At 34.2% G+C, this 26,703-nt stretch carries 22 protein-coding genes, 1 pseudogene and 1 other annotated feature; of the genes and pseudogenes, 20 read left to right on the top strand and 3 right to left on the bottom strand.

What is annotated here, in order from left to right; translation table 11 throughout:
* Nucleotides 1–365 precede the first annotated feature (365 nt).
* The 10 genes and pseudogenes from B6K90_RS17965 to B6K90_RS17920 all read left to right on the top strand — a co-directional run bounded on the left by B6K90_RS17965 (nucleotide 366) and on the right by B6K90_RS17920 (nucleotide 13,551).
* Nucleotides 366–1,358, top strand: a complete 993-nt coding sequence (locus B6K90_RS17965; RefSeq protein WP_088014142.1) for a sugar-binding protein — start codon at nucleotides 366–368, stop codon at nucleotides 1,356–1,358.
* Nucleotides 1,348–2,769, top strand: a complete 1,422-nt coding sequence (locus B6K90_RS17960; protein WP_088014141.1) for a sensor histidine kinase — start codon at nucleotides 1,348–1,350, stop codon at nucleotides 2,767–2,769. The genes B6K90_RS17965 and B6K90_RS17960 overlap by 11 nt, the downstream gene beginning before the upstream one ends.
* A gap of 17 nt (nucleotides 2,770–2,786) precedes the next feature.
* The gene (locus tag B6K90_RS17955; RefSeq protein WP_088014140.1) at nucleotides 2,787–4,328 is read left to right on the top strand and encodes a response regulator; all 1,542 of its coding nucleotides are present in this window, start codon (nucleotides 2,787–2,789) and stop codon (nucleotides 4,326–4,328) included.
* A gap of 337 nt (nucleotides 4,329–4,665) precedes the next feature.
* On the top strand, nucleotides 4,666–5,814 hold the full coding sequence (locus B6K90_RS17950; protein WP_235821839.1) for a sugar ABC transporter substrate-binding protein: 1,149 nt from the start codon (nucleotides 4,666–4,668) through the stop codon (nucleotides 5,812–5,814).
* A gap of 112 nt (nucleotides 5,815–5,926) precedes the next feature.
* On the top strand, nucleotides 5,927–7,441 hold the full coding sequence (locus B6K90_RS17945; protein WP_088014139.1) for an ATP-binding cassette domain-containing protein: 1,515 nt from the start codon (nucleotides 5,927–5,929) through the stop codon (nucleotides 7,439–7,441).
* 16 nt (nucleotides 7,442–7,457) lie between these two features.
* Nucleotides 7,458–8,630 (top strand): sugar ABC transporter permease, encoded by a 1,173-nt coding sequence (locus tag B6K90_RS17940; protein ID WP_088014138.1) that lies wholly within the window; start codon nucleotides 7,458–7,460, stop codon nucleotides 8,628–8,630.
* Between the two features lie 247 nt (nucleotides 8,631–8,877).
* Nucleotides 8,878–9,138 (top strand) — a binding site (T-box leader).
* Between the two features lie 71 nt (nucleotides 9,139–9,209).
* Entirely contained in the window at nucleotides 9,210–10,193 is a 984-nt protein-coding gene (asnA, locus tag B6K90_RS17930; RefSeq protein WP_088014137.1) for an aspartate--ammonia ligase, read from the top strand.
* Between the two features lie 20 nt (nucleotides 10,194–10,213).
* A pseudogene (locus tag B6K90_RS24465) lies at nucleotides 10,214–10,306 on the top strand (IS3 family transposase); the annotation flags it as partial.
* A 464-nt stretch (nucleotides 10,307–10,770) separates the two neighbouring features.
* Nucleotides 10,771–12,102, top strand: a complete 1,332-nt coding sequence (locus B6K90_RS17925; protein ID WP_088014136.1) for a cytochrome P450 — start codon at nucleotides 10,771–10,773, stop codon at nucleotides 12,100–12,102.
* A gap of 99 nt (nucleotides 12,103–12,201) precedes the next feature.
* Nucleotides 12,202–13,551: an FAD-binding oxidoreductase gene (locus B6K90_RS17920; protein ID WP_088014135.1), complete on the top strand. Its 1,350-nt coding sequence runs from the start codon at nucleotides 12,202–12,204 to the stop codon at nucleotides 13,549–13,551.
* 94 nt (nucleotides 13,552–13,645) lie between these two features.
* On the opposite strand, the gene B6K90_RS23470 is transcribed toward B6K90_RS17920, so the two are convergent.
* Nucleotides 13,646–13,843 (bottom strand): hypothetical protein, encoded by a 198-nt coding sequence (locus tag B6K90_RS23470; RefSeq protein ID WP_139840757.1) that lies wholly within the window; start codon nucleotides 13,841–13,843, stop codon nucleotides 13,646–13,648.
* A gap of 160 nt (nucleotides 13,844–14,003) precedes the next feature.
* Here B6K90_RS23470 and rpiA point away from each other — a divergent pair, with 160 nt between their 5' ends.
* The 4 genes from rpiA to B6K90_RS17900 all read left to right on the top strand — a co-directional run bounded on the left by rpiA (nucleotide 14,004) and on the right by B6K90_RS17900 (nucleotide 17,041).
* Nucleotides 14,004–14,672 (top strand): ribose-5-phosphate isomerase RpiA, encoded by a 669-nt coding sequence (gene rpiA / locus B6K90_RS17915; RefSeq protein WP_088014134.1) that lies wholly within the window; start codon nucleotides 14,004–14,006, stop codon nucleotides 14,670–14,672.
* Nucleotides 14,673–14,786: 114 nt separating this feature from the next.
* Nucleotides 14,787–15,641, top strand: coding sequence for a carbon-nitrogen hydrolase family protein (locus B6K90_RS17910; protein WP_088014133.1), 855 nt, complete (start codon nucleotides 14,787–14,789; stop codon nucleotides 15,639–15,641).
* A 41-nt stretch (nucleotides 15,642–15,682) separates the two neighbouring features.
* The gene (locus tag B6K90_RS17905) at nucleotides 15,683–16,354 is read left to right on the top strand and encodes a GNAT family N-acetyltransferase (protein ID WP_088014132.1); all 672 of its coding nucleotides are present in this window, start codon (nucleotides 15,683–15,685) and stop codon (nucleotides 16,352–16,354) included.
* A 15-nt stretch (nucleotides 16,355–16,369) separates the two neighbouring features.
* Nucleotides 16,370–17,041, top strand: coding sequence for a GNAT family acetyltransferase (locus B6K90_RS17900; protein ID WP_088014131.1), 672 nt, complete (start codon nucleotides 16,370–16,372; stop codon nucleotides 17,039–17,041).
* Nucleotides 17,042–17,140: 99 nt separating this feature from the next.
* Here B6K90_RS17900 and B6K90_RS17895 read toward each other — a convergent pair whose 3' ends face one another.
* Nucleotides 17,141–17,872 (bottom strand): hypothetical protein, encoded by a 732-nt coding sequence (locus tag B6K90_RS17895; RefSeq protein WP_088014130.1) that lies wholly within the window; start codon nucleotides 17,870–17,872, stop codon nucleotides 17,141–17,143.
* A 304-nt stretch (nucleotides 17,873–18,176) separates the two neighbouring features.
* Here B6K90_RS17895 and B6K90_RS17890 point away from each other — a divergent pair, with 304 nt between their 5' ends.
* The 5 genes from B6K90_RS17890 (at nucleotide 18,177) to B6K90_RS17870 (ending at nucleotide 23,231) form a co-directional block, all read left to right on the top strand.
* Nucleotides 18,177–18,473 carry a hypothetical protein gene (locus tag B6K90_RS17890; RefSeq protein WP_088014129.1) on the top strand — a complete coding sequence of 99 codons (297 nt, stop codon included), beginning with the start codon at nucleotides 18,177–18,179 and terminating at the stop codon, nucleotides 18,471–18,473.
* A gap of 212 nt (nucleotides 18,474–18,685) precedes the next feature.
* Nucleotides 18,686–20,413: an AAA family ATPase gene (locus B6K90_RS17885; protein ID WP_088014128.1), complete on the top strand. Its 1,728-nt coding sequence runs from the start codon at nucleotides 18,686–18,688 to the stop codon at nucleotides 20,411–20,413.
* A gap of 388 nt (nucleotides 20,414–20,801) precedes the next feature.
* Nucleotides 20,802–21,620, top strand: a complete 819-nt coding sequence (locus B6K90_RS17880; RefSeq protein WP_088014127.1) for a DUF5995 family protein — start codon at nucleotides 20,802–20,804, stop codon at nucleotides 21,618–21,620.
* A gap of 226 nt (nucleotides 21,621–21,846) precedes the next feature.
* On the top strand, nucleotides 21,847–22,272 hold the full coding sequence (locus B6K90_RS17875; RefSeq protein WP_088014126.1) for an SRPBCC family protein: 426 nt from the start codon (nucleotides 21,847–21,849) through the stop codon (nucleotides 22,270–22,272).
* Nucleotides 22,273–22,523: 251 nt separating this feature from the next.
* Nucleotides 22,524–23,231, top strand: coding sequence for a M48 family metallopeptidase (locus B6K90_RS17870; protein WP_088014125.1), 708 nt, complete (start codon nucleotides 22,524–22,526; stop codon nucleotides 23,229–23,231).
* A gap of 29 nt (nucleotides 23,232–23,260) precedes the next feature.
* On the opposite strand, the gene B6K90_RS17865 is transcribed toward B6K90_RS17870, so the two are convergent.
* Complete coding sequence (locus B6K90_RS17865; RefSeq protein ID WP_088014124.1) at nucleotides 23,261–23,755, bottom strand: acyl-CoA thioesterase; 495 nt, start codon at nucleotides 23,753–23,755, stop codon at nucleotides 23,261–23,263.
* Nucleotides 23,756–24,122: 367 nt separating this feature from the next.
* Here B6K90_RS17865 and B6K90_RS17860 point away from each other — a divergent pair, with 367 nt between their 5' ends.
* Entirely contained in the window at nucleotides 24,123–26,651 is a 2,529-nt protein-coding gene (locus tag B6K90_RS17860; protein ID WP_407920538.1) for a vitamin B12-dependent ribonucleotide reductase, read from the top strand.
* The last annotated feature ends 52 nt before the right edge of the window (nucleotides 26,652–26,703 follow it).

The following is a 26,703-nucleotide window of genomic DNA, read 5'->3' as shown; positions in this document are numbered from 1 at the left end:
GTTAAAAAATGCGAGCTAGCTTTATAACAAAGTGTACAGAAATATTCTGTGCACTTTTTTTATGTCAGAGCAGTACTTGCAAACAAATCTTTATAATACTCAACTTGCCAAAAGGGCATGTAGGTTAAATCCAAAAGACTAGATAGTTTTATGAAAATAATCTCCTATTTTTAAAAGGGGATCATTTTTTTTGAAGGAATCTTAATATAGCGATTTAAGATTTAGTAAAAGTAGATTGAAGTTTCAAACTTTATTAATCCATTCGTTCGTTCAAATAAAATTAAAGGGAAAAAATTGTAAAGTCTAATAGTCTTGTAAACTGTATAATCAAAATGTACTATTTTAATATAGGACTGGAGGACGTTATGGAAGAGAAAAAATGGTCGATTATTTTAAGCGTACTTTTTTTATTGTTTGTTTATGTACTTATTCATTTTGAAATAAATGCTAGAAATATTGAAAATTCAGTTCAAAAATTACATGATCGAGAAGTAGAATCGAAGAAAAAACTCCATTTTGTCCTTATTTCGCAGGAGTTTGATAATCCTTATTGGAGGAAAGTACAAGAAGGGGCAAACGTTGCTGCTGAAAAATTTGGAGTAAATGTCGAGTATATCGGTCCTTTACGTACAAGTCCGGAAGAACAAATTAAGTTATTAGAAAAGGCAATTGCTTCTCAGGTAGACGGCATAATCGTACAAAGTCTTGATGAGAATACTTTTTCGCCCGTAATTAATAAAGCGGTTTCACAACATATTCCTGTTATTACAATTGATACAGATGCGCCAAAAAGTAAGCGTCTTGCTTATGTTGGTACAAATAATTTTAACGCAGGAGAGCAATTAGGAAGAGTTGTTGTAGAGGAAACGAATGGTGTTGGGAAAATTGGCGTTATTATAGGGAGTGAAAAATCAGAAAGTCAGCAGGCGAGATTAAATGGCTTTTTAAGTATTGTTAAAAAGTATCCGAAATTAGTAGTAAAGGATATTGAGTTTTCTAATATATCGATCATTCAAGCAAAGCTTCAAACTGAAAGTATGCTACGTAATAATAAAGATATTTCAGTTATGGTTGGTACAAGTGCTTTAGACGCGATTGGCATTTTAAATGCATCAAAAAATTTAAAGTTAAATCAGGTTGAGATATTTGGATTTGATAACATTGAAGGTACACTCCAAGCAGTTCAAGATGATTCAATTAAGGCAACTATTATTCAGAAGCCATACGAAATGGGCTATCAATCTGTAGGATTATTAATTGATTGGCTACATGGAAAAGTTATTAATAAAGAAAATTTTACACCAACCGAGGTGGTGACGAAAGAAACGTTGATCAGGAGGAGAAACGTTGAAAATTAGGACAAAGTTATTTATTTTTATTCCTATTCTAGTTATTTTATTAAATCTTGTTTCATTTTTTATTTTTGAAAATGGTAAGAAAGTTCAAGAGAGTTATAATTTAATGATTAATAAAATATTTTTATATAAACAAATCTCTTCTGAAACCCAAGAGAATTTAAGCTTGGTGAGTAGCTATATTATTAATCCACAGCCAAAAAATTATCGATCGATTTTGCAGCATAAAGGCAATTTACAAAAATTAAAAAAGGAATTGCTAACACATAATGCCACTAAAAATAATCAGCTTGTGCTAGAAAACTTTACCCATATGATTGATTCTTTTCTAGCGTTAGAATCATCCATTACAGATAATTTAGTCTCTCAAAATTTTTCAAGTTATACAGAGCAATACCGTGATATAGAGAAAATATCAGGGTTTATTAGAGAGGATAGTCAGAACTTAGTTGATTTAGAGCTTAGTAATTATCAGCCTATTTTTCGCAAGATTATTGCAAATACTCAGTCTATGAATCAATTAGGTGTACAGTTGTTCGTTATAACGACTGTCATTAGTATTGTTTTTGCAATTTGGTTGTCTAGAAGTATCGTCATTCCGATCAATCGATTAGTTTATATGGCTAAACAAATTGGTAAAGGTAATTTTAATGTGGATCCCCCTACATTGTATCGAAATAATGAAATCGGTATTCTTGGTAAAATCCTCAATGAGATGTCTAAAAATTTAAGTAATTTAATGATAAAAAATATTGAAGTAGTAGAAAAGGATCGACTTGTAAAGGAGCTTGAATTAAAGGCTTTACAAAGTCAGATAAACCCGCATTTCCTGTTCAATACGTTAAACGTTATTTCTAAGTTAGCATATATCGAAGGAGCAGAACAAACGAGTGATTTGACTGTATCGACCTCGAATTTGCTACGCTATAATTTACGAAAATTAGACGAGCCTGTAACTCTTTTGGAAGAAGTTAGAAATGCCGAGGAATACTTTTCAATACAAAAAGCAAGGTTTAGAGATCGTGTACGCTTCGAATTAAATATAGAGGAGTCTTGTTTAGGGGATAAAGTTCCTTGTTTAACATTGCAACCACTTCTTGAAAACGCATTTATACACGGTATCGAAGGGATGGAACAAGGAGCGGTAATAGGGATTACGATTAAGAAGCATGAAAAATATATTTACATTGAAATTTATGATAATGGTGCTGGTATGAAAGAAGAGACTAGAGAGGCTCTTTTAACATCGTCTATGCCGATCATCTCTCAAAAAAGCTCAACTGGATTAGGTACAACAAATGTTTTTAAACGCTGGCGCCTCTTTTATGGAAAAGAAGATATTGTTGATATCAAAAGTGAAATAAATAAAGGGACTACCATTATTTTAAAGCTCCCTGTCTCATCAAAATTTTAAAATTGAAGGAGAAAACTATGTATCGTTTATTAATTGTTGATGATGAACCATTAGAGCGCGAGGGACTCGAATTGATGATTAACCGTTCAATGCCTAATCAATTTCAATTTGAACAAGCTGAGAATGGACGAGTTGCTATTGAAAAATCAATAGAATACCAGCCTCATATTATCTTTATGGATATAAAAATGCCAGGTATTCAAGGGCTTGAAGCTGTTTCAGTTATAAAGCAAAAACTCCCAGATACAAAAATATTCATTGTCACAGCATATGACTATTTTACTTACGCACAAGAAGCAATTTCATTAGGTGTTAAAGATTATATTTTAAAGCCTGCTAAAAAGGATCATATCATCTCTTTGCTTCAAAAGATGATCGATGAAATTGAAGATGATCATAAGAAAAGATTACAAGAATTAGAGGCTATTGAAAATTTATCTTTAATACGTCCACTCACGGAAAACGAATATACGTTAATGTTAATGTTTAATACTGTACAAGAATTAAATGTGACTCAATTGTCTGAGATTCTCGGTTTTGAAATTGATTTAGGTTATGCGAGCGTCATTAAATTGCCTAAAGAAATTAGTCAAAATGACAAAGAACAAAGGAGAATTTATGAATGTGTTAGGCATTTTATGAAATCTTCTAGAAATTGTTTAATTAGCCCTGTTGTAGATGGCCAATTAGCCATATTTATTCCAGTACAGCCAAACCGAGAAGCCGATTCTCAAACACTTGTATTCTATCAAGATGCTTTAAAAACCATTGAATACATCGAAAATCAAACTGGTTATGAAACGGTGATTGGGATTGGGTCTTTAAAGCAAGGAATTGAAGGACTACGACAATCTTATAATGAAGCATATCATGCAAGTTTAGAGTGTGATGAGTTAACACGTGTTAATCTGCATTCAGTAAGTCTTTCTTTAAGTATATCTGACGAAGAAAAACAAGTTTTAATCGATACTTTTAAAAAAGCTGACTATGAAGATGTTATGAACCAATTCAATAATTTATATGAAAGATTTGTTAACTATGATGTTTCACAAGTTAGAACGGAATTAAATTCTCTATTTAATCAAATTTTCCAATCTCTCCGTAATTCATTGATTGAAGTTGGGAAATTTCACATTCCAGAAATAGATGATATCAGCCAATTGAAGCTATTTGTAGAGCAACAAATTATTAATTTAATTACAAAGATTGATCGAGAAAAAGAAATTAAAACGAATCATCTGATGATATTGGCCAGGGAATATATCGCTCATCACTTCATTGAGGATCTCTCACTTGAGCAAGTAGCCAATTATTTAAAATTGAATCCAGTTTACTTTAGCAAATTATTTAAAAAGCAAACAGGTGAAACTTTCAGTGATTATTTAATGAATTTGAGAATTAATAAAGCAAAACAATTAATGGAAAAAAGAGAATTGAATTTAAAAGAAATCTGTTATCAAGTGGGCTATAATGATCCAAATTATTTTAGTCGAGTGTTTAAAAAATGTACGAATGAATCTCCTAAGGAATATCGAAAAAAGGTATTAATGAATATTTAAGAGGAGAGCGATTACTTACTTTATATGTATATATTTATAAAGGGGTCTAACGACATACTTAATGATTGTATTTACGAATTGCTTATTAATTTGTACATACTTTTATTGAGTTTTCAGTTTGACTCTTTTTTTGCTTTAAATCGAAATTAACTTCACTAATATGTCCTAAAGTTAAGATAATGCTAGTTTTAATATTCTGAATGTAAACGTTTTCCGACGGGTGGTAATTTAGTGCAGATAATAGACAAAAGAGTGAAGGAAATGAGTAAGCGATTCCAATAAAAATCGTGATAACCTTATTTATGAAAGCGTAACCAGAAAAAAAGGGGGAAACACTTTGAAAAAGTTATCAAAGATTTTTGCAATAATTTCGGTATTTTTAGTAATGACTCTTGTTGCAGCTGGATGTGGATCTTCAGCAACATCAAGTGATAGCACTTCTGCTGGTAAGAAAAGTAAAGATGGTAAAGTTGATATTGGTATCGTTTTACCTACAAAAGATGAGCCACGTTGGACTCAAGATGAAACTCGCTTTAAAAATGCTTTAAAAGATACAGATTATTCAGTTGAAATTTTATTCTCACAAGGTGACTCTGCAAAAGAAAAAGCAAACGTTGATTCTTTAATTGCAAAAGGTATCAAAGTTTTAATTATTTGTCCTCAAGACGGAGCTGCTGCTGCTGCTTCAGCTGAGGCTGCAAAAGCTGCTGGTGTTAAAGTAATTTCTTACGATCGTTTAATTACAGGTACTGACGCAGTTGATTACTATGTATCATTTGATAGCGTTGCTGTAGGTGCTGCACAAGCACAATATCTAGTAGACCACGCTTCAGGTAAAGCAGGTCAACCTTTATACCTATACGCAGGTGCTGCATCTGATAACAATGCATTTTTATTCTTCCAAGGTGCTTGGAAAGTTCTTCAACCAAAAATTGCTGATGGTACTTTCAAAGTTGAGAATTCAGCTGCCGCAAATAGCTTAAAAGCTAAAGCTGATTTAACACGTGATGAGCAAGCAAAAATTATTGGTCAAGTTACAACGAACTGGGATTTCAATATAGCTAAAAACTTAACTTCATCTAACTTAACAAAAGCTTCTAAAGCTGACAAAGGCGATGTATTAGTTCTTGCTCCAAACGATGGAACTGCTCGTTCAATCGCTGATACATTTAAATCAGATAAAGACGTAACTTCATATGTAATTTCTGGTCAAGATGCTGAAAAAGCTTCTGTACAATACATTATTGATGGCAAACAATCGATGACTGTTTTCAAAGATGTTCGTACTTTAGTTAAAGATGCAATCGCTACTGCAACTTCAATCTTAAAAAATGAAACACCTGATGCTTCAGGCGTTACAAACAACGGTAAAGCTGATATCAAAACAAAACAAACAGATATTATTGTTGTTGATCAAAGCACAGTGAAGAAAGACTTAGTTGATTCTGGATACTATAGTGCTTCAGACTTCACTGGATTGAAGTAATAAATAAAAGAAAAAAACTTGCAAAATAGTGATGGTCTAACCGTCACTATTTTGTTAATTATTCAAATTAATCAATGACTCAAGTAGATGGCAAATTCGGGAGACGGATCATATGAGTGAATTTATTTTAGAGATGAGAAATATCACAAAAGAGTTTCCAGGTGTGAAAGCATTATGTGATGTTAACTTCAAAGTTAGAAAAGGGGAGATACATTGCTTAGTTGGTGAAAATGGTGCTGGTAAATCGACCTTAATGAAAGTGTTAAGCGGTATCTATCCATTTGGAACATATACAGGTGATATTGTTTTTTTTGATGAAGTTCAAAAGTTTTCAAAAATTAGTGATAGTGAAAAAAAGGGTATTGGAATCATCTATCAGGAATTATCTCTTTTTCCTGAACTGTCCGTATATGAGAATATTTTTATCGGACATGAAATTAAAAAGGGAATAACTGTTGATTTCAATGAAACGATTGTAAAAGCAATTGAAATGTTAAAAAAAGTGAAATTGGATGTCAATCCTGACGTGCAAATTAAAGAATTAGGTGTAGGTAAACAACAACTTGTTGAAATCGCTAAAGCACTTTGTAAAGACGTTAAATTGCTTATTCTTGATGAGCCTACAGCTGCTTTAAATGAAGATGATAGTGAAAATCTACTTTTTTTAATGGAAGAATTAAAGAACCAAGGCATTTCTTGTATTATGATTTCGCACAAACTTAAAGAAGTAATTGCTGTTGCAGATACGGTTACTGTACTTCGTGACGGGAAAACAATTTGCTCTTTAAATAAAGAAGAAATCACCGAAAACACAATAATTAAGCACATGGTTGGTCGTGAAATCGATGATATTTATCCGAAGCGTCCAAACCAAAAGTTTGGTGAAGTTTCATTAGAATTAAAAGATTGGGATGTGTACGATCCAAAATTAGGTCGGAAAATTCTTCATAATATTAATCTAAATGTTCGAAAAGGCGAAATTATCGGGATTGCTGGATTGATGGGATCTGGCCGAACAGAATTAGCAAAAAGTATTTTTGGTAATCCAACAAATTTCAAACTTGATGGCTCCGTCTTAGTGAAAGGCGAGCAAAAGCGTTTTAAACATCCAAAAGATGCTATAAAAGCTGGTATAGCCTATGTAACAGAGGATCGTAAAGGTGACGGATTGATCCTTGAACAAGATATTAAAAACAATATTTCAATTACGAACTTATTCGAAATTTCCAAGTCAAGCGTGATTAATCAACATGAAGAAATTGTCGTTGCAAATGATTACTTAAATAAGTTAAACATAAAAGCTCCTTCAATTACTTCAATTGTTGGAAAATTGAGCGGTGGTAATCAGCAAAAAGTATCGTTAAGTAAATGGTTATTTACAAGTCCGAATGTACTTATTCTCGATGAGCCTACACGTGGAATAGACGTAGGTGCAAAATTTGAAATCTATAGTTTTATGAATCTACTGGTTGAACAAGGCATGAGTATTATCATGATTTCCTCTGAACTTCCAGAAGTCCTTGGTATGAGTGACCGAATTTATGTTATGGCAGAAGGTAAAATAACCGGGGAATTATCAAGAGAAGAAGCAACTCAAGAGAGCGTTATGGCTCTAGCTACCGTTTAAGAGAGGTTTTGATAAAATGAACTTTTTTCAAGAAGCAGGCATGTTATTAAAGAAAAACATCCGTGAATATGGAATGTATATAGCTCTTGCAGTAATAATGTTAGTATTTACTTTAAATACAGATGGACTATTTATGTCATCTCGTAATTTAAGTGATTTAATCAATATGACAGGTTATGTAGCTGTTCTTGCAGTAGGGATGACACTAGTAATTGTCATTCGACATATTGACCTTTCAGTTGGGTTTGTTGCTGGTTTTCTAGGTGCAGTGGTTGCTCTATTTCTAACACATGGAATGCCAGTTTGGATCTCAATTATTGCTGTTCTAGTATTTGGTGTTATTATTGGTTTAATTAATGGATTCTTTGTTGCTAATTTAGGAATTCCATCATTCGTAGTTTCACTAGCAGGAATGTTAATATTCAAGGGATTACTATTAATGTCTCTTGTTAAAACTGGTACGATTATCGTTTCTAACGAAAGCTTTAAGGCAATTGGAAATGGCTATATTCCTAGTTTAGGAGATTTGAATGGCTTACATGTATCAACATTATTAATTGGCGCGATCTCTATTATTCTTCTTATCTGGAGTGACTTTAAAAAGAGAAGCGTAAACATAAAGTACGGTTTTGAAGTACTTTCAATGCCAATGCAAATTATAAAACTATTATTTATTTCTGGTATCATTGGTTACATTAGCTATATTCTTGCAGGCTATCAAGGGATTTCATGGACTGCTGTGATCATGTTTATTGTTGTAGCAGTTTATCATTTCATTACAACGAGAACTCCTTTAGGGCGCCACATTTATGCAGTTGGCGGAAACCCTGAAGCAGCACAGTTAAGTGGAATTAGCGTAAAGAAAATCACTTACATTGTATTTGGTTCAATGAGTATGCTTGCAGCTCTTTCAGGCGTATTGTTTACAGCTCGACTTGCATCTGCTTCTCCCCAAGCAGGTACAATGTTTGAGTTAGATGCAATTGCTGCAGCTTATGTAGGTGGTGTTTCTGCTGCGGGTGGTGTTGGTAAAGTAACAGGTACAATTATCGGTGCATTCGTAATGGCTTCATTAACAAGTGGAATGAACTTAATGGGTATTGATATTTCATACCAATACATCATTCGAGGAGCAGTTCTTGTTCTTGCGGTTGTATTTGACGTAATGACACGTAATAAAGGGAAATAATATATAAAAACAGAGACAGTCGATTGTATGACTGGTTTCTGTTTTTTTTTTTATGATTGGAATTTGCTAGAGTGATTGATGTTTTTCTTACTATTTTACGGGTTAAAAAACGCAACAGAGAACCGTTTAAGTCCCAATCATTATCTTGATTATTTATTTAGAATAAAATAAAAAGTGAAAAAAATGTTGACTTTCTCATTTTTACATATAAAATAATCATTAATAAAATGTTTCAGAGATGTGACAAAAAACGACTATGAAAGGACGAGTAGTAGTAGGACGTAGACAAAGCGAGTCAGGGATGGTGTGAGCCTGATACGAAGCCTGTTATGAAGAACCTCCTGGAGTCGCTAACCGAAATCCTTTAGAGGAAAGTAGACTTAGCCGTGAACTTCGACGTTACAAGAAGAACAGTATCGAGATCTCTCTAATCTCCGTACTGAATAAGTGAGCAACCTCTGTTGCTAATTTGGGTGGTACCGCGGAACCAAAGCCTTTCGTCCCTGTTTTTTTGGGGAAAGAAGGGCTTTTTTTGTTGGCTTTTTTCCTTACATCCAAACATTTTAGGGGGAAATAAGTATGTATCAATCATTAATGACAGTAAGAGAGACACAAATCGCAATTAAGGAAGTAAAAACATTTTTTGAGGATCAATTATCAAAACGACTTGAACTGTTCCGCGTATCTGCACCATTATTCGTAACGAAAAAATCAGGTTTAAACGATCACTTAAACGGTGTAGAACGCCCGATAGAATTTGATATGCTTCATTCAGGAGAAGAGTTAGAAATTGTTCACTCACTAGCGAAATGGAAACGATTTGCACTGCATGAATATGGTTACGAAGCTGGTGAAGGTTTATATACAAACATGAACGCGATTCGCCGTGATGAGGAACTTGATGCAACGCATTCAATTTACGTTGACCAATGGGATTGGGAAAAAATTATTCAAAAAGAATGGCGTACAGTAGATTATTTAAAAGAAACCGTACAAATAATTTATGGAATCTTCAAAGATTTGGAAAATCATTTATTTGAAAAATATCCGTATCTTGGTAAGTATTTACCAGAAGATATCGTATTTATTACATCCCAAGAGTTAGAAGATAAATACCCAGAGTTAACGCCGAAAGATCGTGAGCATGCGATCGCAAAAGAGCACGGTGCAGTCTTTATTATTGGAATCGGGGATGCACTTCGTTCTGGTGAAAAACATGATGGACGCGCAGCTGACTATGACGATTGGAAATTAAACGGAGACATCTTATTCTGGCATCCAGTATTGCAATCTTCATTTGAATTATCATCAATGGGCATTCGTGTAGATAGTAAATCACTTGATGAGCAGTTAACGAAGACAGGTGAAGATTTCAAACGCGAGTATGATTTTCATAAAGGTATTTTAGAAGATGTGCTTCCACTAACACTTGGTGGTGGTATTGGTCAATCAAGAATGTGCATGTACTTCTTACGTAAGGCGCATATCGGTGAAGTTCAATCTTCTGTATGGCCTGATGAAATGCGAGAAGCATGTAAGAAAGAAAACATTCATTTGTTTTAAGAAAAATAAGACAATAGCAGTACATTATCGATTCTAATCACAAACGAATTAAGACAAAATTAAGAGGATTGAATCCTGTACAGTACAGGATTCAATCCTCTCTAATAACTTAATTAAAGTATGTGTCTAACTTTTTGTGTTTACTAGAAGCTTCGACAAACTTTGATAAGGATTAATCACATGGACTAGGAATAAGAAAATACCCAAGACGGGAAACGCGATTTGGAATGGTAAAAAGGTCTTTCTATTTCTTATGTAGTTTCAGAGTGGTTCGGACACCGTCTAGAAGAAGTTCAAAAGGAACTAGATAAGAAACAAGTATATGTACGAAAAGAAGAAGGCGTTTTGTTAAAATCATTGACTATGATTGGGAAAGGTATTTAAACGGATAACTATACTTCTAAGAAAACTAAAACATTTGCAGTGATTAAGAGTTACTAAAGATTGTCTAATTTGGACAGTCTTTTTTTAGTTCAAAAACAACATTTACTATTTAAATAATATAAAAAGCATGAGCCTTCTCCTACTCTTAATATAATAAGAGTATCCTATGATTAAACGAATTGGAGTGAATTTTATGCTTGATGTAAAAGGACTGGCTTCTTATTCACCTTTAGGGCACTTAAATGACTTTCGGAAAGATCCTATACTTTTTTTTAGTGAACTTTATAGAAGTCACGATAAGATTGTCTCTTTTCGATTTGCGCATCGTAAAATGAACTTGCTATTAGAGCCGGATTTAATCAAAGAGGTATTAGTAACTAAGCAACATTCTTTTCATAAATCAAAACCATTTCAAGAGATGAAAACCTTGCTTGGTGAGGGATTATTAACGAGTGAGGATGAAGTACATATGAGGCAACGGCGTTTAATTCAGCCATCCTTTACGAAGCAACATATACAATCCTATGCAGGGGATATGACGATGATCACGGAAGAGTTTATTAATTCTTGGAAGGATGGCGAAGAACGCCTCATTAGTAGAGATATGATGGAGCTTACATTAGCTATTATTGCGAAAACAATGTTTAGTATGGATCTGAATCAAGGACATGATCGTGTGGGGAAACATTTCGACATTATTATGGAAATAGCAACTAAGAGAATCCGCTCTGTTTTAAAAGCTCCACTCAAACTGAATACGCCTAAAAATAAATCTTTAACAGAGGCTATTAAAGCAATTGATAAAGTGTTATATGAAATTATTGAAACAAGAAATAGCACGGATACAAAGGAAGATTTACTAGGACTGCTAATGCAAGCAAGGGATGAAGAGTCTAATGAAGGCATGACGAACCAACAATTAAGGGATGAAGCAATGACGATTTTCCTTGCAGGTCATGAAACGACAGCAAATGCATTGTCTTGGTGCTTGTATCTTTTATCTCAGCATCCTGACAAAGCTAAATTATTATATGAAGAAGTAGATCGCGTTATTGGCAAAAGAAGAGCAGATTATCATTCGTTGAAAGATTTAATCTATACCCAGCAAATTATTTGGGAAAGTATCCGTCTATATCCTCCTGCATGGCTTATTAGCAGAAAAGCAATAGAAGATGTCAGTATAGGTGACTACAGAATTCATAAAGGGGAAACGGTCATGATGAGTTCTTATATCATGCAGCGTTCTGAAAAGTATTTCTTACATGCAAATGAATTTCTTCCAGAGCGGTTTAAGAATGGAAAGGTAGAAGGTGTACCTGAATATGCGTATTTTCCTTTCGGTGGTGGGCCACGCGTTTGTATCGGAAATCATTTCGCAATGATGGAAGCTACTTTAGTATTAGCAACAATCGTTGGGCATTATACTTTTGATCTAGCCCCTAATCATCATAATATCGAGACAGAACCACTTATCACACTTCGGCCGAAAGACGGATTGCGTATGATTGTAAAAAAGAGAAAATAAGCGGGTTTAGTGTGCACACTTAGGCAAGTATCTTTTCCATGAGTTTTTTCATAGAATATAGCATTCTCTTTACAGTGTGTATGAAGGGGGGGATATTTTTTGGAAAAGACGAAACTTACTGGACGGATTGTTACACCTGTTGATGCGGATTATGAACAGGCTAGAACAAACAATACTTTAAACAATCCAAAGTTTCCTAAAATCATTGTATTTTGTCAAAAGAAACGAGATGTTTTAAATGCTTTGAATTGGGTAAAGGAAAATAATATACCATTTAGAGTAAGAAGCGGCAGGCATAACTATGAAAATTATTCACTCGTAGATGGTGGTCTTGTTATAGATGTTAGTGAAATGAATACAGTTACTGTTGATTGTAAAAACATGATTGCAAAAATACAAGCCGGGGCTGATTTAGGGAAAGTATATAATATTCTGTGGGAAAATGGTACGACAATCCCAGCAGGTACTGAAAGTAGTGTTGGTCTTGTTGGTCTTACGCTTGGCGGGGGTATCGGAATGCTTTCGCGATTGTATGGTCTTACATGTGATAGTTTACTTGAAGTAGAAATAGTTGTATCGAATGGAACTGGGAAAGCTAAACTCATTAAAGCAAATAGGAACAAGAATAGTGATCTTTTTTGGGCTTGCTGTGGAGGTGGAGGCGGGAATTTTGGCATCGTCACGTCTCTTAAATTTAAAGTGCACACAATACAAACTGTGTCAATCTTCTCAATTATATGGGAGTGGAAAGATTTTGAAGCTGCTTTTGACGCATGGCAAAATTGGGCAATTAACACGGATAATAAATTAACTTCAGAAATTGAACTAAAATCTAGGGAAGTAAATCAAATTATAGCTCAAGGGGAATTTGTAGGCCCAGTAACAAAATTGAATGAACTGCTCCGACCACTAATAGAAACTGGCTCGCCTATAAAAGTAATGGTAAAGGAAGTACCTTATATTGAAGCTGTTCATTTTTTTGATGAGCCAAGTGGTAATGTTCCAGCTTATAAAAAGAGATCAGGATCTTTTCTAAATAAAACTTTTCCAAAGAGAGCAATCTTGATTATGAAAAGTTTTCTAGAAAATACACCAAACGGAAATTCTAGCATATGGCACCAATCTCTTGGAGGGGCCGTAGAACGGATTCGGCCAGATGAAACGGCCTACTATTACAGAGATGCGATTATCGCTCAAGAGTATCTTGCTAATTGGAGTTCCCCTAAAGAAGAACGAAAAAACAATCAATGGGTCGAAGAGTTAAGGAATGCCTTATCAAGATACACTACTGGTGATTACGTAAATTGGCCTGATCGATTTATTAGAAATTGGCCAACAGCATATTATGGTGGGAATTTAAATCGTCTTAGAGTTGTGAAACGAGAATATGATCCATACAATCTATTTAAATTTCCGCAAAGCATTCCACCTTTTATCAGTTGGTTTTAAATTGATCAAATCAAAAATAATAGTGGAAAACCGATTGATTGAATTGTGAAATTGGTCGGTTTTTTCTTAATAAAAAGTATCAAGAAAAAGGTTCTTATTGCCCCGATTTACTACTTTTATTGCCTCTAGTATAAATAAAGTAATTACCGAGTATTGAAAATAATAAGAGTGCAAAACCGAATATAACAATTTGGTAGTTTTTATCTAAGTAACCAAAATAACAACACGCAATCGTTACAGGTAAAATCATTATAATGATGCAAAACTTAAGAATAAAATTAGGTAGATCCATATGTTCATCACCTTACTTAGTATTTTTTCAAATAGTTTTTCTTAGTTGAAAATTCTTTATTCAAACTATTTCTATTCGATAGCTTTCTTGCGAAAAATGAAATTTGAATTTTTTACTTATACTAGTTAAGAAATAAAACAATGAAATAGAAGGTGTAAAAATGAATGATAAGCAAATTGTAGGAGAAAAGGCAGCAGAATTTGTAAAAGATGGTATGGTCATTGGATTAGGGACGGGAACTACCGTTTTTTATACGATAAAAAAGCTTGGGCAATTAGTTAAGGAAGGGCTGAATATAAAAGGTATCCCGACCTCCGTTCAAACTGAAAAGCTTGCTAAAGAGGTTGGTATCCAGCTAGTAAACTTTAGTAAAATTGATCAGATTGATATTGCAATTGATGGAGCGGATGAAATTAATCCAAACTTTGAGCTAATTAAAGGTGGGGGAGGTGCTCTATTAAGAGAGAAAATCATTGCGAAAGCAGCTAAAACATTTATAGTAGTTGCAGATCCAACTAAGATGGTAGAGAGATTAGGTAAGTTCCGACTTCCGATAGAAGTTATTCCATTTGGCATGGAAATGACGATAAAACATATTGAAGCAATCGGTTTAGTTCCGGAACTTCGTTTAAATGGAACGACTCCGTTTATTACGGATAACGGAAACTATATTTTTGACTGCAGTATACCTAATTCTATTCAAACTCAAATAATAGAAAGAGAGCTCAATTTAATTCCAGGTGTGGTAGAAAACGGTTTATTTGTTGGAATGACGGATCTTGTTATCACCATGGATAAAGATAAAAAAGTAGTAATTTTAAGTAAATAGTGCAAAGCAAAGTTATATTCTAAATGGAATGAAAAGTACATACTTGCCCGTTCCTACTATTTATTCAATAATTAATAGTAAGAGATAAAGCGTAAATGGGAAGAGGGGGATCATATGCAATTAAGAGTTTCAGCCGTTCAATATCATCTTCACACAATAAGCTCCTTCGAAGAGTTTGAAAATCAAGTAGAGCATTATATTAAAACAGCAGAGGAATTTGAGGCGGAATTTATCATTTTTCCGGAATTTTTTACAACTCAACTTATGTCAATTGGTAATGAAAAAGGTGAGGCATTAACGATACAAGATTTACCTACCTTTACTGAGCAATATCGTTCTTTATTTTTAAAGTTGGCTAAACAATACAATATGCACATTATTGGAGGAACGCATGTTATTAAAAAAGGCGATCGACTTTATAATGTTGCACATTTGTTCTATCCAGATGGTCGTATTGGTGAGCAGGCGAAGCTTCATATTACACCAACCGAGGTTAATGAGTGGAATATGAGTGCAGGTGACGGTCTAGAGGTTTTCGAGACAGATAAAGGGACAATTGCGATGTTGACTTGCTATGACATTGAATTCCCAGAAATCGTTCGAATGGCAAAAGCAAAAGGAGCAGATGTCATTTTCTGTCCATCATGCACAGATGATCGCCACGGATTCCATCGAGTTCGTTATACATGTCATGCAAGAGCAATTGAAAATCAAGTATATGTTGTAAATACAGGTACGATCGGTTCACTTCCAACTGTTGATTTTATGCGTGCAAATTTCGGTCAAGCAGTTGTCATCACTCCTAACGACATCCCATTTCCTCCGAAAGGAATTATGGTCGAAGGTGAAATGAATCAGGATATGATTGTAACAGCCGATCTTAATTTAGATTTATTATACAAAGTTCGTGAAAAGGGATCCGTTACTACTTGGCGTGATAGACGTACAGATCTTTATCCGGATTGGTAAAATAGATTAAGCATTCTTAAATGGAAAAGAGGATTTTCTGAATGTATCGAAAAGAATTTTTTGTTTTCGACCAGGACAAACCTGTACAAGTGGTAATCCGTAATTATAATGAGAATGACTTTACTGATCTAATCCGTATTCAACAGGAAAGCTTTCCTCCACCATTCCCATCAGAACTATGGTGGAATGAGGAGCAGCTTAAAAATCATGTAACTCTTTTTCCAGAGGGAGCGTTATGTATAGAAGTAAATGGTCAAATGGCGGGTTCTATGACAGGTTTACTTGTTCATTTTAATCCTAGCCAACCTGACCATTCATGGGAAGAGGTTACTGATGGTGGTTATATTCGTAACCACGACCCAAACGGAAATACACTTTATGTCGTTGATATTAGTGTCAGACCGTCCTATCGAAAATTAGGTTTGGGCAAATGGTTAATGTTTTCTATGTATGATGTTGTTGTCCATCTTGGTTTGGAAAGATTGCTTGGAGGAGGCAGGATGCCAGGATATCATAAAGAGGCGAATAACTTGTCACCCGAACAATACATAAATGCAGTAATAAAAGGGGAACTAAAAGATTCAGTTATTAGTTTTCTACTTCGATGTGGTCGTACCCCAGTTAAGGTAGTAGACAATTATTTAGAGGACGAAGAATCATGTAATTATGGGACTCTAATGGAATGGAAAAATCCATTTAAACATTCTAATTAAAGGGAGAGAAAGAAAATGGAATTTAGAAGAATTACAAATATTAATGACCCATTATTTAAACAAATGCATCAATTAATGCAAGATGTATTTCCCCCAGAAGAAGTATTAGAATTCGATCTTTGGAAAGAGCCTTTAGAGGATCCAGGTATTCGTGTTTTTGTTGCTGTCAATGAAGGTAGAGTAGTAGGAGCTACAGAATATCGCTATTATGATGATTTTAATGTGGCCATGACTGACTTTACAATAATTGGCCAAGCTGGTTTGGGAATCGGCCCGTATTTGGCACAAAATAGATTAGTAGATTTACAGGCTTTAGCAGCTGATAATAATAAAAAGTTATCAGGTATGTTTGCTGAAATTTACGATCCATATCGAGTAGAACACCATGAGTTTGGTGGAGTTAAGCCAATGAATCCATATGTTCGTCGAGAAGTATTAGCTCACCTAGGTTATAAGCGTCTTGAATTTGAATATATTCATCCATCATGGAACAACGATGGTGAAGCGGTTACGGGTCTAGATCTTTGTTTCCTTCCAATGGATGGGGAAATTAATGAACTTCAATCTGACTTGATAGTGAAGTTTTTAAAGCGTTATTATACAGTGTTATCTAATAAACCAGAGTCTTGGTATTCAATGATTGAAAACTTAGAAGAGAAAGAAAAAGTCGCATTAGTCTATTTTTAAGAGAACATAAAAAAAGCTTTTCGATCAGTCTAAGTATAGACTTCGAGAAGCTTTTTTTATATTCGATCTAAAGTTTTCGAACAATCCCTTATTTGGAATTTAGTCTGCTTGTTTTTGTTTTTCCTCTTTTTTGTTGCTCACCGTAGTCTTATAAAATTTGGGCTTATCGGAGCCATTTATTAGTTTATAAATATAGTCAGTTGTTAGTTTATAGCTGTCTTCAAGTTTTGTAGTGATATAGCTTGCTCGTTCAAAAATAATCGAGCGTATATTGTTGAGCTGGTGAGAGATTCTATCCATCATTGCTTCTTGCGTATCCAGTCGATCTAAAACCCCATGTTGGAATTCCTCTTGCTGTAACAATCCATGAGCTACTTCATTTTGTTTTTCAATTAGCTTATCTAGTTGTAATGAGAGAGCTTGGTTATCAGATTCACTTTTTTCCAATCGCTTTACCAATTCCGTATAGGCTTCATTTAAACTAATCATTTTATCAATCAACGATTGTTTTTCAAGACTCTCATTTGCGTCCAATGTATTTAACCGCTGAATCATGATTCTTTCAAATTGTTCACGTTCACGGTTACTACCTATGAGACTATTTATTTGATTTTTAACATGATTCCACTGAGTTGTTTGTAATTCTTCTAATTGCTCATATCGTGGCTTCAATTCAGAGATTGATTTTTCTAAGTTCATGTTATTTTTTTGTTGTTCTTCCATTAGTTCAGCTAAGTAATTATGCCGAACAAGCCCTTGATTTGGTGTTTGTATTGTTTCATTATTTTTAAAGACGTCAGGATGGTCATTCTTATTAATAAATAATCCCACTACTATTTCTCCCTTTCTATATTTTTTTTACTAATATTTTATGTTCAAGTACAGATGGGGGAACTTGGGTATGTTTAGTTGGGCTATTGTGTAGCTAGAAAAAGACGATTATTTTAGTATATGAAGTGGGAACTAAAGACTCATTTTAGCAATTAATCTCTTATTAAATTAATATGATAAATGCAAGGATAAAGACCAGAACAATGGCATTTCAAAGGTTTTAAAAAATATTATCTGAAAATTAAGTGAATTCATATCACCAGCCTATTTTCTTTGAATAGTATGATGTAAGGTGGTGATAACTATGGATTTAGGCTTCGGACTTGCGGATTGGATGCTATATACTATATGGGCAGTTACTGGATTAATGATTCTTGATTTTGTAATAGCATTTATCCGTTCATTCTGGAAAGGATCATTCGATACATCTTTTATACTAGGATATTTAAAAGATATTCTATACTTCATTTTTCCATTGAAGTTTTTAATAACAATGTTTGGACTTGATCCTACTGGATGGATTTTAATAACATTCTATTTCATCGGTGGAATCGCAATCGTTATTAAGTATTTGAAAGATATTTTTAGTAAATTTCAATAAGTATTGAAAGCTCTCTTTTAAGGAGGGCTTTTTAGTTTGAAATCAAATTTTTTGGTCTTTGTTAACAAGTTAAAAGCCAATGACATTGAGGTTATTTTATTTTATTTAAATGAACAAATTTATTTTGTTTTTGCATACATATATTTCTAGGCACCAATGGGCTGTTCTTTTCATAGAATATTCAAAAAATTCCCTAGAAGGAAGTAATGTTTATGAAGAAATATCAATGGGTAAAATGGCGAAGATTATTAATTTGGTTAGCAGTTATTTTTATTATTGGTGTTGTGCTTATACAAGGAGGGCCAGCATACTGGAGTGTAGCATTTTCGATTGTTAGTTTATTATTTCAGATTTTCATTATGATATTTCTTGCGATCATACAATTTGTAGCAATTTTTTGGTTTCTTGCCAGGGGACGTACCTATTGGATTTTACCTGGTGAAACTGGATCAACCTGGGATGATTATCGTGGAAACCCTGAGATTGTAGAAAATGCAAAACGAATTGTAACATTACTAAAAGGTGTTAAAGAGTTTAAAGAAATGGGAGGCGAGGCAATTCGCGGATTGTTGCTTTGCGGTCCTCCAGGTACAGGGAAGTCATATCTTGCTCAAGTTATTGCGAATGAAGCTCAAGTACCTTTTGCATATGCCTCAGCACCAAGTTTTCAAAACATGTTCTTTGGTGTAGGGAATTTAAAAGTAATGGGAATATACAAAAAGGCTAGAAAGTTAGCTAATATTTACGGAGCTTGTATTATTTTTATTGATGAAGTTGACGCAATTGGAATGTCTCGCCAAGGTGGAGGGGCCGGTGGCGGTGGATTGTTCGGTATGGGAATGGGCTCTGGATTATTGAATGAGCTTTTACTACAAATGGATCCTCCAAACATTGATACTTCTAAAATAGCAAAATTGCTTCGCTCACTTGGACTACGGAAAAAGAAAGCAGAACGTCCAGCAGTTCTTACGATTGCAGCAACAAACCTACCAGATGTACTTGATCAAGCGTTACTTAGACCTGGCCGATTTGACCGAAAACTATGGGTAGATTCTCCTGATTATGATGGACGAATCGATGTTTTCCAGTATTATCTAAAAAAAGTGAAAAGCGATGATTCTTTAACACCAGAGCGAGCTGCACTTGATACAATTGGTTACAGTCCAGCTCAGATTAAACATATTGTAAATGAGACTGTCGTAATTGCTCATCAGCGGGGGGCTGATATTACAAACTATACTGACTTCCGGGATGCAATGGAGACATATGAGTGGGGTCTTAAACAGCCACTAAGATCGATGAATGAAGATGAGAAGAGAAATGTAGCGTATCATGAAGCGGGTCACGCAGTAGCGCAATATTTGTTAAAGCCACATGATCGAGTATGGAAGGTTACGATTATTCGTAGAGGTGACGCACTTGGTTTAGCTGCAACAAAACCAACAACAGAAAGATATAATCGAAGTGACAGTGAAATTCTTGCAGCAATCCAAGTTTGTTTAGCAGCTAGAGCAGTAGAAGAAGAGTTTCTCCATAAGAAATTAAACGGTGTTACATCTGATCTACAACAAGCGACGCTACTTGGTGGTGCATATTTAGGTTTAGTCGGAATGGGAGATGAGCTATTCAGTTGGAATGCATTAGGCTCTCAAGCAGAAGGCCTTAGAGCACTTCGACCTAAAATCAACCTTCTGTTAAAGGATCAAATGAACCAAGTAAAGAAACTTGTTACGGAACACGCCGATTTCGTACACTCAATTGCACAAGAACTGCTAAAAAGAGGCGACTTAACAGGCGAAGAAATAGAAGATATTTACGAAAGCATCTATGCACGTACTCGTCCTGAACCACCTATTGTAAAGCTTGGGTCTGTTTATGAGAAAAATATTCAAGGATTGCTTAAGGATTTTGATAAATTACCTGAAAGTGATCAGAATTAGTGTAAGAGATCTCATTAATAAATCATCAGTACTTCATTTATAAAGAAAATCCACAAGGAAATTGATGTTCCTTGTGGATTTTTTGTATTTTCTTGAATTGAATTAATGATTGAAAATTGTATCTTTCCTTCACATTGTTGGGACCAATTAAAAAAGTGCAATTCTTGAAGATTTGCTCTTTTTTATCTCAATTTTTTCACCCCCTCCAAACAATTCACAGTTATTAAAGCCAATTTCACAAAAGTGTTCTCTAAAACGAAGGAATTCTCAAAAGACACACTGAATCAAAATAGATACTCACTATTAAAAGTATCTTTTCAACACTAATCACATATTGATTAACAAATTTAATACAACGCACTTGTCACAAAAGTTAGGAGAGCGAGTAATGAAAAGTATTTCAAAGTATATAGGAAATGCAAGTACAATCGATGATGTAATTAAACAGTTAGATGAAATTATTTCAATGAGTAATAAAACAAAAAGTAAACTAGGATATTTTGCTTCACTATATCGATTGGTAACGATTAAAGTAAAAGATGGGATTTTAAATAATCAGTTTGAAGACGGAGCAAGAATGGAAAGTCTGGATGTGAATTTTGCAAATTTCTATTTAAAAGCACTTAAAAACTATTTGAATGTAGAACCTTTAAGTCTCAGTTGGCAATTAGCGTTTCGTCAAGCTGAAAACCGTAAATCTATTTTGTTACAGCATTTATTGCTTGGCATTAATGCTCATATTAATTTGGATCTAGGAGTAGCTGCTGCAAAGGTATGTCAAGACTCTGACATTTTATCTCTTTACAATGACTTTATGAAAATAAATAGTATTTTAGCATCGCTTGTGGATGAGGTAAGGGATGACATGGATCGAATTTCACCATGGATTGGTTTTTTAGACCACGTTGATCCAAAAGCCTCTAAGGCAATAATAAACTTCAGCCTAGAGAAGTCTCGAAATTATGCATGGGCTTTTGCGAAAAAGCTTGCTGGAGCGAATGTTGGTGAGTGGGAAGGGCTAATTAAAGTGCATGATCATGAGGTTGCATCGATTGGAAACATGGTCGCACGTCCAAGTAGTTGGATGCTGAAAGCTGGTTTATGGGCAATTCGTTTTCGTGAATCCAAAAATATTGAAAGAAACTTAGATCTCTTAAATCATAATAGGTTTGAAACAACAACAACAACTAGTAATATTCGATTGTAGTTTAAGGATATTGTACTGATAGGTTCGACATATGAAAAATGTAAACTTCATAAATTTTTTGTTGTAATATCAATGAACTAATCAACTGCTAAAAAAAGTATATTAACAGTTTAATAAGAAAATAATGAAGAAGTAGTTAAACTTTTATAAATCGTCTACAATATAGTTAAACATCTATAGTGGATAAGTTGCTTAAAAAGTTTAGTAAAAGAGAGGAGTAAATGGAATGGAATCGACTAATAAAGTAACAATTTCAACAACAATTCAAGCACCAGTTGAAAAGGTATGGGAATTTTGGACAGAGCCAGCTCATATAAAAAAATGGAACACTGCTTCAGATGAATGGCACACACCGATTGCAGAGAATGATTTAAGAGTAGGTGGGAAATTCCTCTCAAGAATGGAAGCTAAAGATGGTAGTTTTGGTTTCGATTTTGGTGGTATTTATGATGAAGTAAAAACACATGAGGTTATTAGTTATACGCTTGGGGATGGAAGGAAAGTTCATATCACTTTCAAAGGTCAAGATAATGAAACGGAAGTAATTGAAACTTTCGATCCTGAAACGGAGAATCCAGTTGAATTTCAAAAACAGGGATGGCAAGCTATTCTAGATAATTTCAAAAAGTATGCAGAGCAAACAACAATTTAAACAACAATAAGAGGATGTTCGAATAAGAACATCCTCTTATTGTTGTTCAACTAACTAATTCGTTTTTGCAATAAGAAATGAATAACCTCGTCAACTGAAACCCGTTACGTTAAATAGAACGCCGCTTTATTTTATCTCGATTTAATATCGTCATTTTTTTAAAACATGAGAATTCATTTAATATCGAAAGCTTCTTTTAGTATATTATATAAGTAGTAAAGATTCGGGATTAGAAAGCTAATGGTGATAAAATGATACATACTTACTTAGGCGAAACAATTAGTTATGATGTAAAGTACAAAAAGCGGAAATCAATCGGTATTTATATAGATGCTTATGGGAACGTTGAGGTTCATGCTCCAAAAGATACACCTGATAAAAGTGTCATTGAAGTTTTAGAGGTTAATTGGGAATTGATTCTTCAAAAATCAAATGAAATGAAGGAGCGACTTCGTGGTCCAAAAGAAAGGACTTATGAATTTGGTGAGGCATTTCTTTATTTAGGGAACTCATATCCTATACAAATTACACACGATAAAAATACTTGGCAAGATCAAGTAGTTTTTGAAGAAAATAGGCTAAAGATTATTGTTAAACAACTAGAAGATGAACGAATAAAACAGGCACTTAAAAGGTTTTATTATCAACAATGTAAAGCAATAGTTGAAAAGAGTATTCAGAAGTATCAAAGTAATTTTAAAGTAAAACCTTCTTCTATTCGTATTACAGATAGTAAAACAAACTGGGGGACTTGTGATTCTAAAAGGCAATTAACATTTAATTGGAAACTAGCAATGGCACCTCAACAGGTGATTGACTATGTGGTTGTTCATGAAATGTGCCATATGGTTCATATGAATCACGACAGGTCCTTTTGGCGACTTGTAGGTAAAATAATACCAGAGTATAAGGAGAGAGAAAATTGGTTAGCGTTATCTAGTTGGAAGATGACTGTTTAAAATGGGAACGACATTTGTCGTCCCATTTTTTATTTTTTGTAAAAAAAGTCTGCTAATTCCTTACTTTTAAGTCTTCTATTTTTACGGATTTTAGCGCGTTCTTCTCCGCCTTCATATAAGAATTTTTCTTCCTCAGTTTCGGGAACAATTTGTGGAACTTTAATTAATCTACCTTCCTCGTCCAATGCAACAAAAGTTAAAAAAGCAGTTGCAGCGATTTTCTCTTCTCCAGTTTTTAAATTTTCTGCAGTTACTTTCACGAAAACTTCAAATGATGAAGTGCCTGTCCAAGTAACATAACTTTCGAATGCCACGGAATCTTTCATCGTGATTGGGTGAAGAAAATCTACTGAATCAGTCGAAGCTGTTACAATTGACGATCGACAGAATTTCATTGCGGAAATACTTCCGATAATATCTAAATCATTCATAAGTTTTCCACCAAATAAAGTGTTATGACTATTTACATCATTAGGTAGAACTAAATTTGTTCTAACGACTCTCGTTTCATTACAAGTTACCATATGATTTCTCCATTCTTTAATATTTATAAATTGTACACTATTTAATAGAGAAATTAGCATACTTTATTTAAAAAATACATGAACAAACTTTCATTTGAAGGATACTTATGAATACGGAATTCTTGTAGTTGTTTTTAAACAACACTTAGTAAAAAGTATATTTGTCAATGAAATTTGTAGGAATTAGTACAAATTTAAATAAGTTTATTTCAGTCGTTTACATTGACTTTTACTTCTTAAGTCGGTATATTTATATCTTGTTGAGACGGGATAAATACTACATATGGGTGTTGATAATAAAGAAAACACCTATATATCGATATATGGTAAAATCGATATAATATTTTGCGAGGAGGAACAGGTGATGATAAATACAATAATTGATGCTGAATTACCTGCGAATATACAGAAATTAAATCAAGACATAATGCATTTTCCAATGATTACACCTATTAATCCAAAAATGCATAAAACAACATTTAAAGGTGTATCTAGAACGGTTATGTTAGATCGATACGCATTTAAAGATATTAAACTTGTTACTTTAGGTGTAGGTGACCTAGTTGTACTAACATATAAGGATGATCCAAAGTTTCCTCGTCGTGGTTATGGTGAAGTAATTGCTATTGACAATAGTAATGAAGAAGTAACTGTTCAATTAGATTCTCAGTTTGAAGACGGAGCAATCATTACAGTTGCATTTAATAAAGTAGATAAACCACTTGAAATCTTCTACGAACAAATTGCAGACCGTGTAGCACGTGGGCTTGCATCTGCAGAAACTCCAGAAAAATTCTCCGAAGTAAAAGATATGTTTTATGAAATTTTAGCTAACAAAACGTTTGTACCAGCAGGTCGTGTTTTGGCTGGGGCAGGTACAGGAGCTTCAACAACATTCTTTAACTGTTATGTAATGCCTCATATTCACGATTCTCGTGATGGGATTGGTGAACACCGTAAGAAGGTAATGGAAATTATGTCACGTGGTGGTGGCGTTGGAACGAATGGATCAACTTTACGTCCTCGCGATGCAATTGTATATAGTGTGAACGGACGCTCAAGTGGATCAGTTTCTTGGTTACACGATTTATCTGAACTAACTAACTTAGTTATTCAAGGTGGTTCAAGACGTGGTGCGCAAATGATTATGATGAATGTCAATCATCCTGATATCGTAGAGTTCATCGTATCAAAGAACCAAAATCCAAAGGTTTTACGTTATATTGCGCAAACTACAAAATCGAAATTAATTCGTGAAGAAGTAGAGCGTAAATTAAAGTTCGATCCAATTAGTGCAACTGAAAAAGCTGCTTATGAAGCATTAATTCATATTGCAACTATTGAAGGGAAATTAAATACACCTGAAATAGAACAGGCAAAAGAACTTCTTAATGATGGTGGTAAGTATTCAGTTCATAACCCTGAGTTTTTAACAGGTGCGAATATATCTGTTTGTTTAACGGATGATTTTATGGAAGCAGTTGAAAATGATGATGAATACAAGCTTCAATTCCCGGATTTAGAAAACTACGACGATGAAATGCGTTTAATTTATGACCAAGAATGGCAGGAATGTGGAGATGTACGTGAATGGGCTGCACGTGGATATGGTGTACGAACGTACCACACAATAAAAGCAAAAGAACTTTGGGATTTAATCAATGTGTGTGCAACTTATTCTGCTGAGCCAGGTATCTTCTTCTTAGATAATGCAAATAAAATGACGAACGCTGTATCGTATGGTCAAAAAGTAGTTGCAACAAACCCTTGCGGAGAGCAACCACTTGCTCCATTCTCTGTTTGTAACTTAGCAGCTGTTAACTTAGCCGAAATGACGGAAAATGGTAAAGTTAACTGGGAAAAGTTAAAACGAACTGTTCAAATCGGAACGAGAATGCAAGATAACGTAATCGATGCAACTCCTTATTTCCTAGAAGAGAATACGAAACAAGCAAAAGGTGAACGCCGTATCGGATTAGGTGTGATGGGATTACATGATTTACTAATCCGTTGTGGTCTAGTATATGGATCTGAAGCTGGAAACAAGCTAGTGGATCAAATTTTTGAAGTGATTGCAACGACTGCTTATAAAACTTCAATTGAATTAGCGAAAGAAAAGGGAGAATTCCCATTCTTATCAACATTTGAAGATGGACGCGATCGTTTTATTAACTCGGGATATATGAAAAAGATGCCTGAAGAAATTCGCGAAGCTGTTTTGAAAAATGGAATTCGTAATTCACACTTATTAACAATTGCTCCTACGGGAAGTACTGGAACGATGATGAATGTCAGCACTGGACTTGAGCCTTATTTCAACTTCGTCTACTTCCGTTCAGGACGTTTAGGTAAATTTATTCCAGTTGTAGCCGATATCGCACTAGAATGGTTAGAAGCTAATGGATACGAAGTAACTGAAGAAAATGTTTATGAGATGATTGAACACCTTCCAGAACAATTTGTTGGAACAATGGACCTTTCACCAGAGGCGCACGCTGATGTTCAATGTATTATCCAAAGATGGATCGATTCTTCAATAAGTAAAACAGTTAATGCTCCTAAAGGTTATTCTGTTGAACAAGTAGCAAAAGTGTATGAACGATTACACAAAGGTGGTGCAAAAGGCGGAACTGTTTATGTAGATGGTTCACGTGATGCCCAAGTACTATCGCTAACAAATGAAGAAAATGATTTTACAAAAGTAGAATTAGAAACAGACGAAAATGTAAAAGATGCAAAGAACAACGGTGCTGTTGAAACTGATCAAGTTAAAACAGGTAACGTAGGTGTAGAAAATGGAGACACTTGTCCGATCTGCTTAGCTGGTATTGTAGTTGAACATGGTGGTTGTAATACATGTGATAATTGTCAAGTTCAGTTGAAGTGTGGAATATAGAAGTAAGTTTACGATATTATTAAAAAAGCTGTGAAGAATACCTCTTTAGATG

Origin of the sequence: Gottfriedia acidiceleris (assembly GCF_002128425.1) — a bacterium.
Lineage (GTDB): Bacteria > Bacillota > Bacilli > Bacillales > Bacillaceae_G > Gottfriedia > Gottfriedia acidiceleris.
This window is presented reverse-complemented; position numbering and strand designations above follow the sequence as displayed.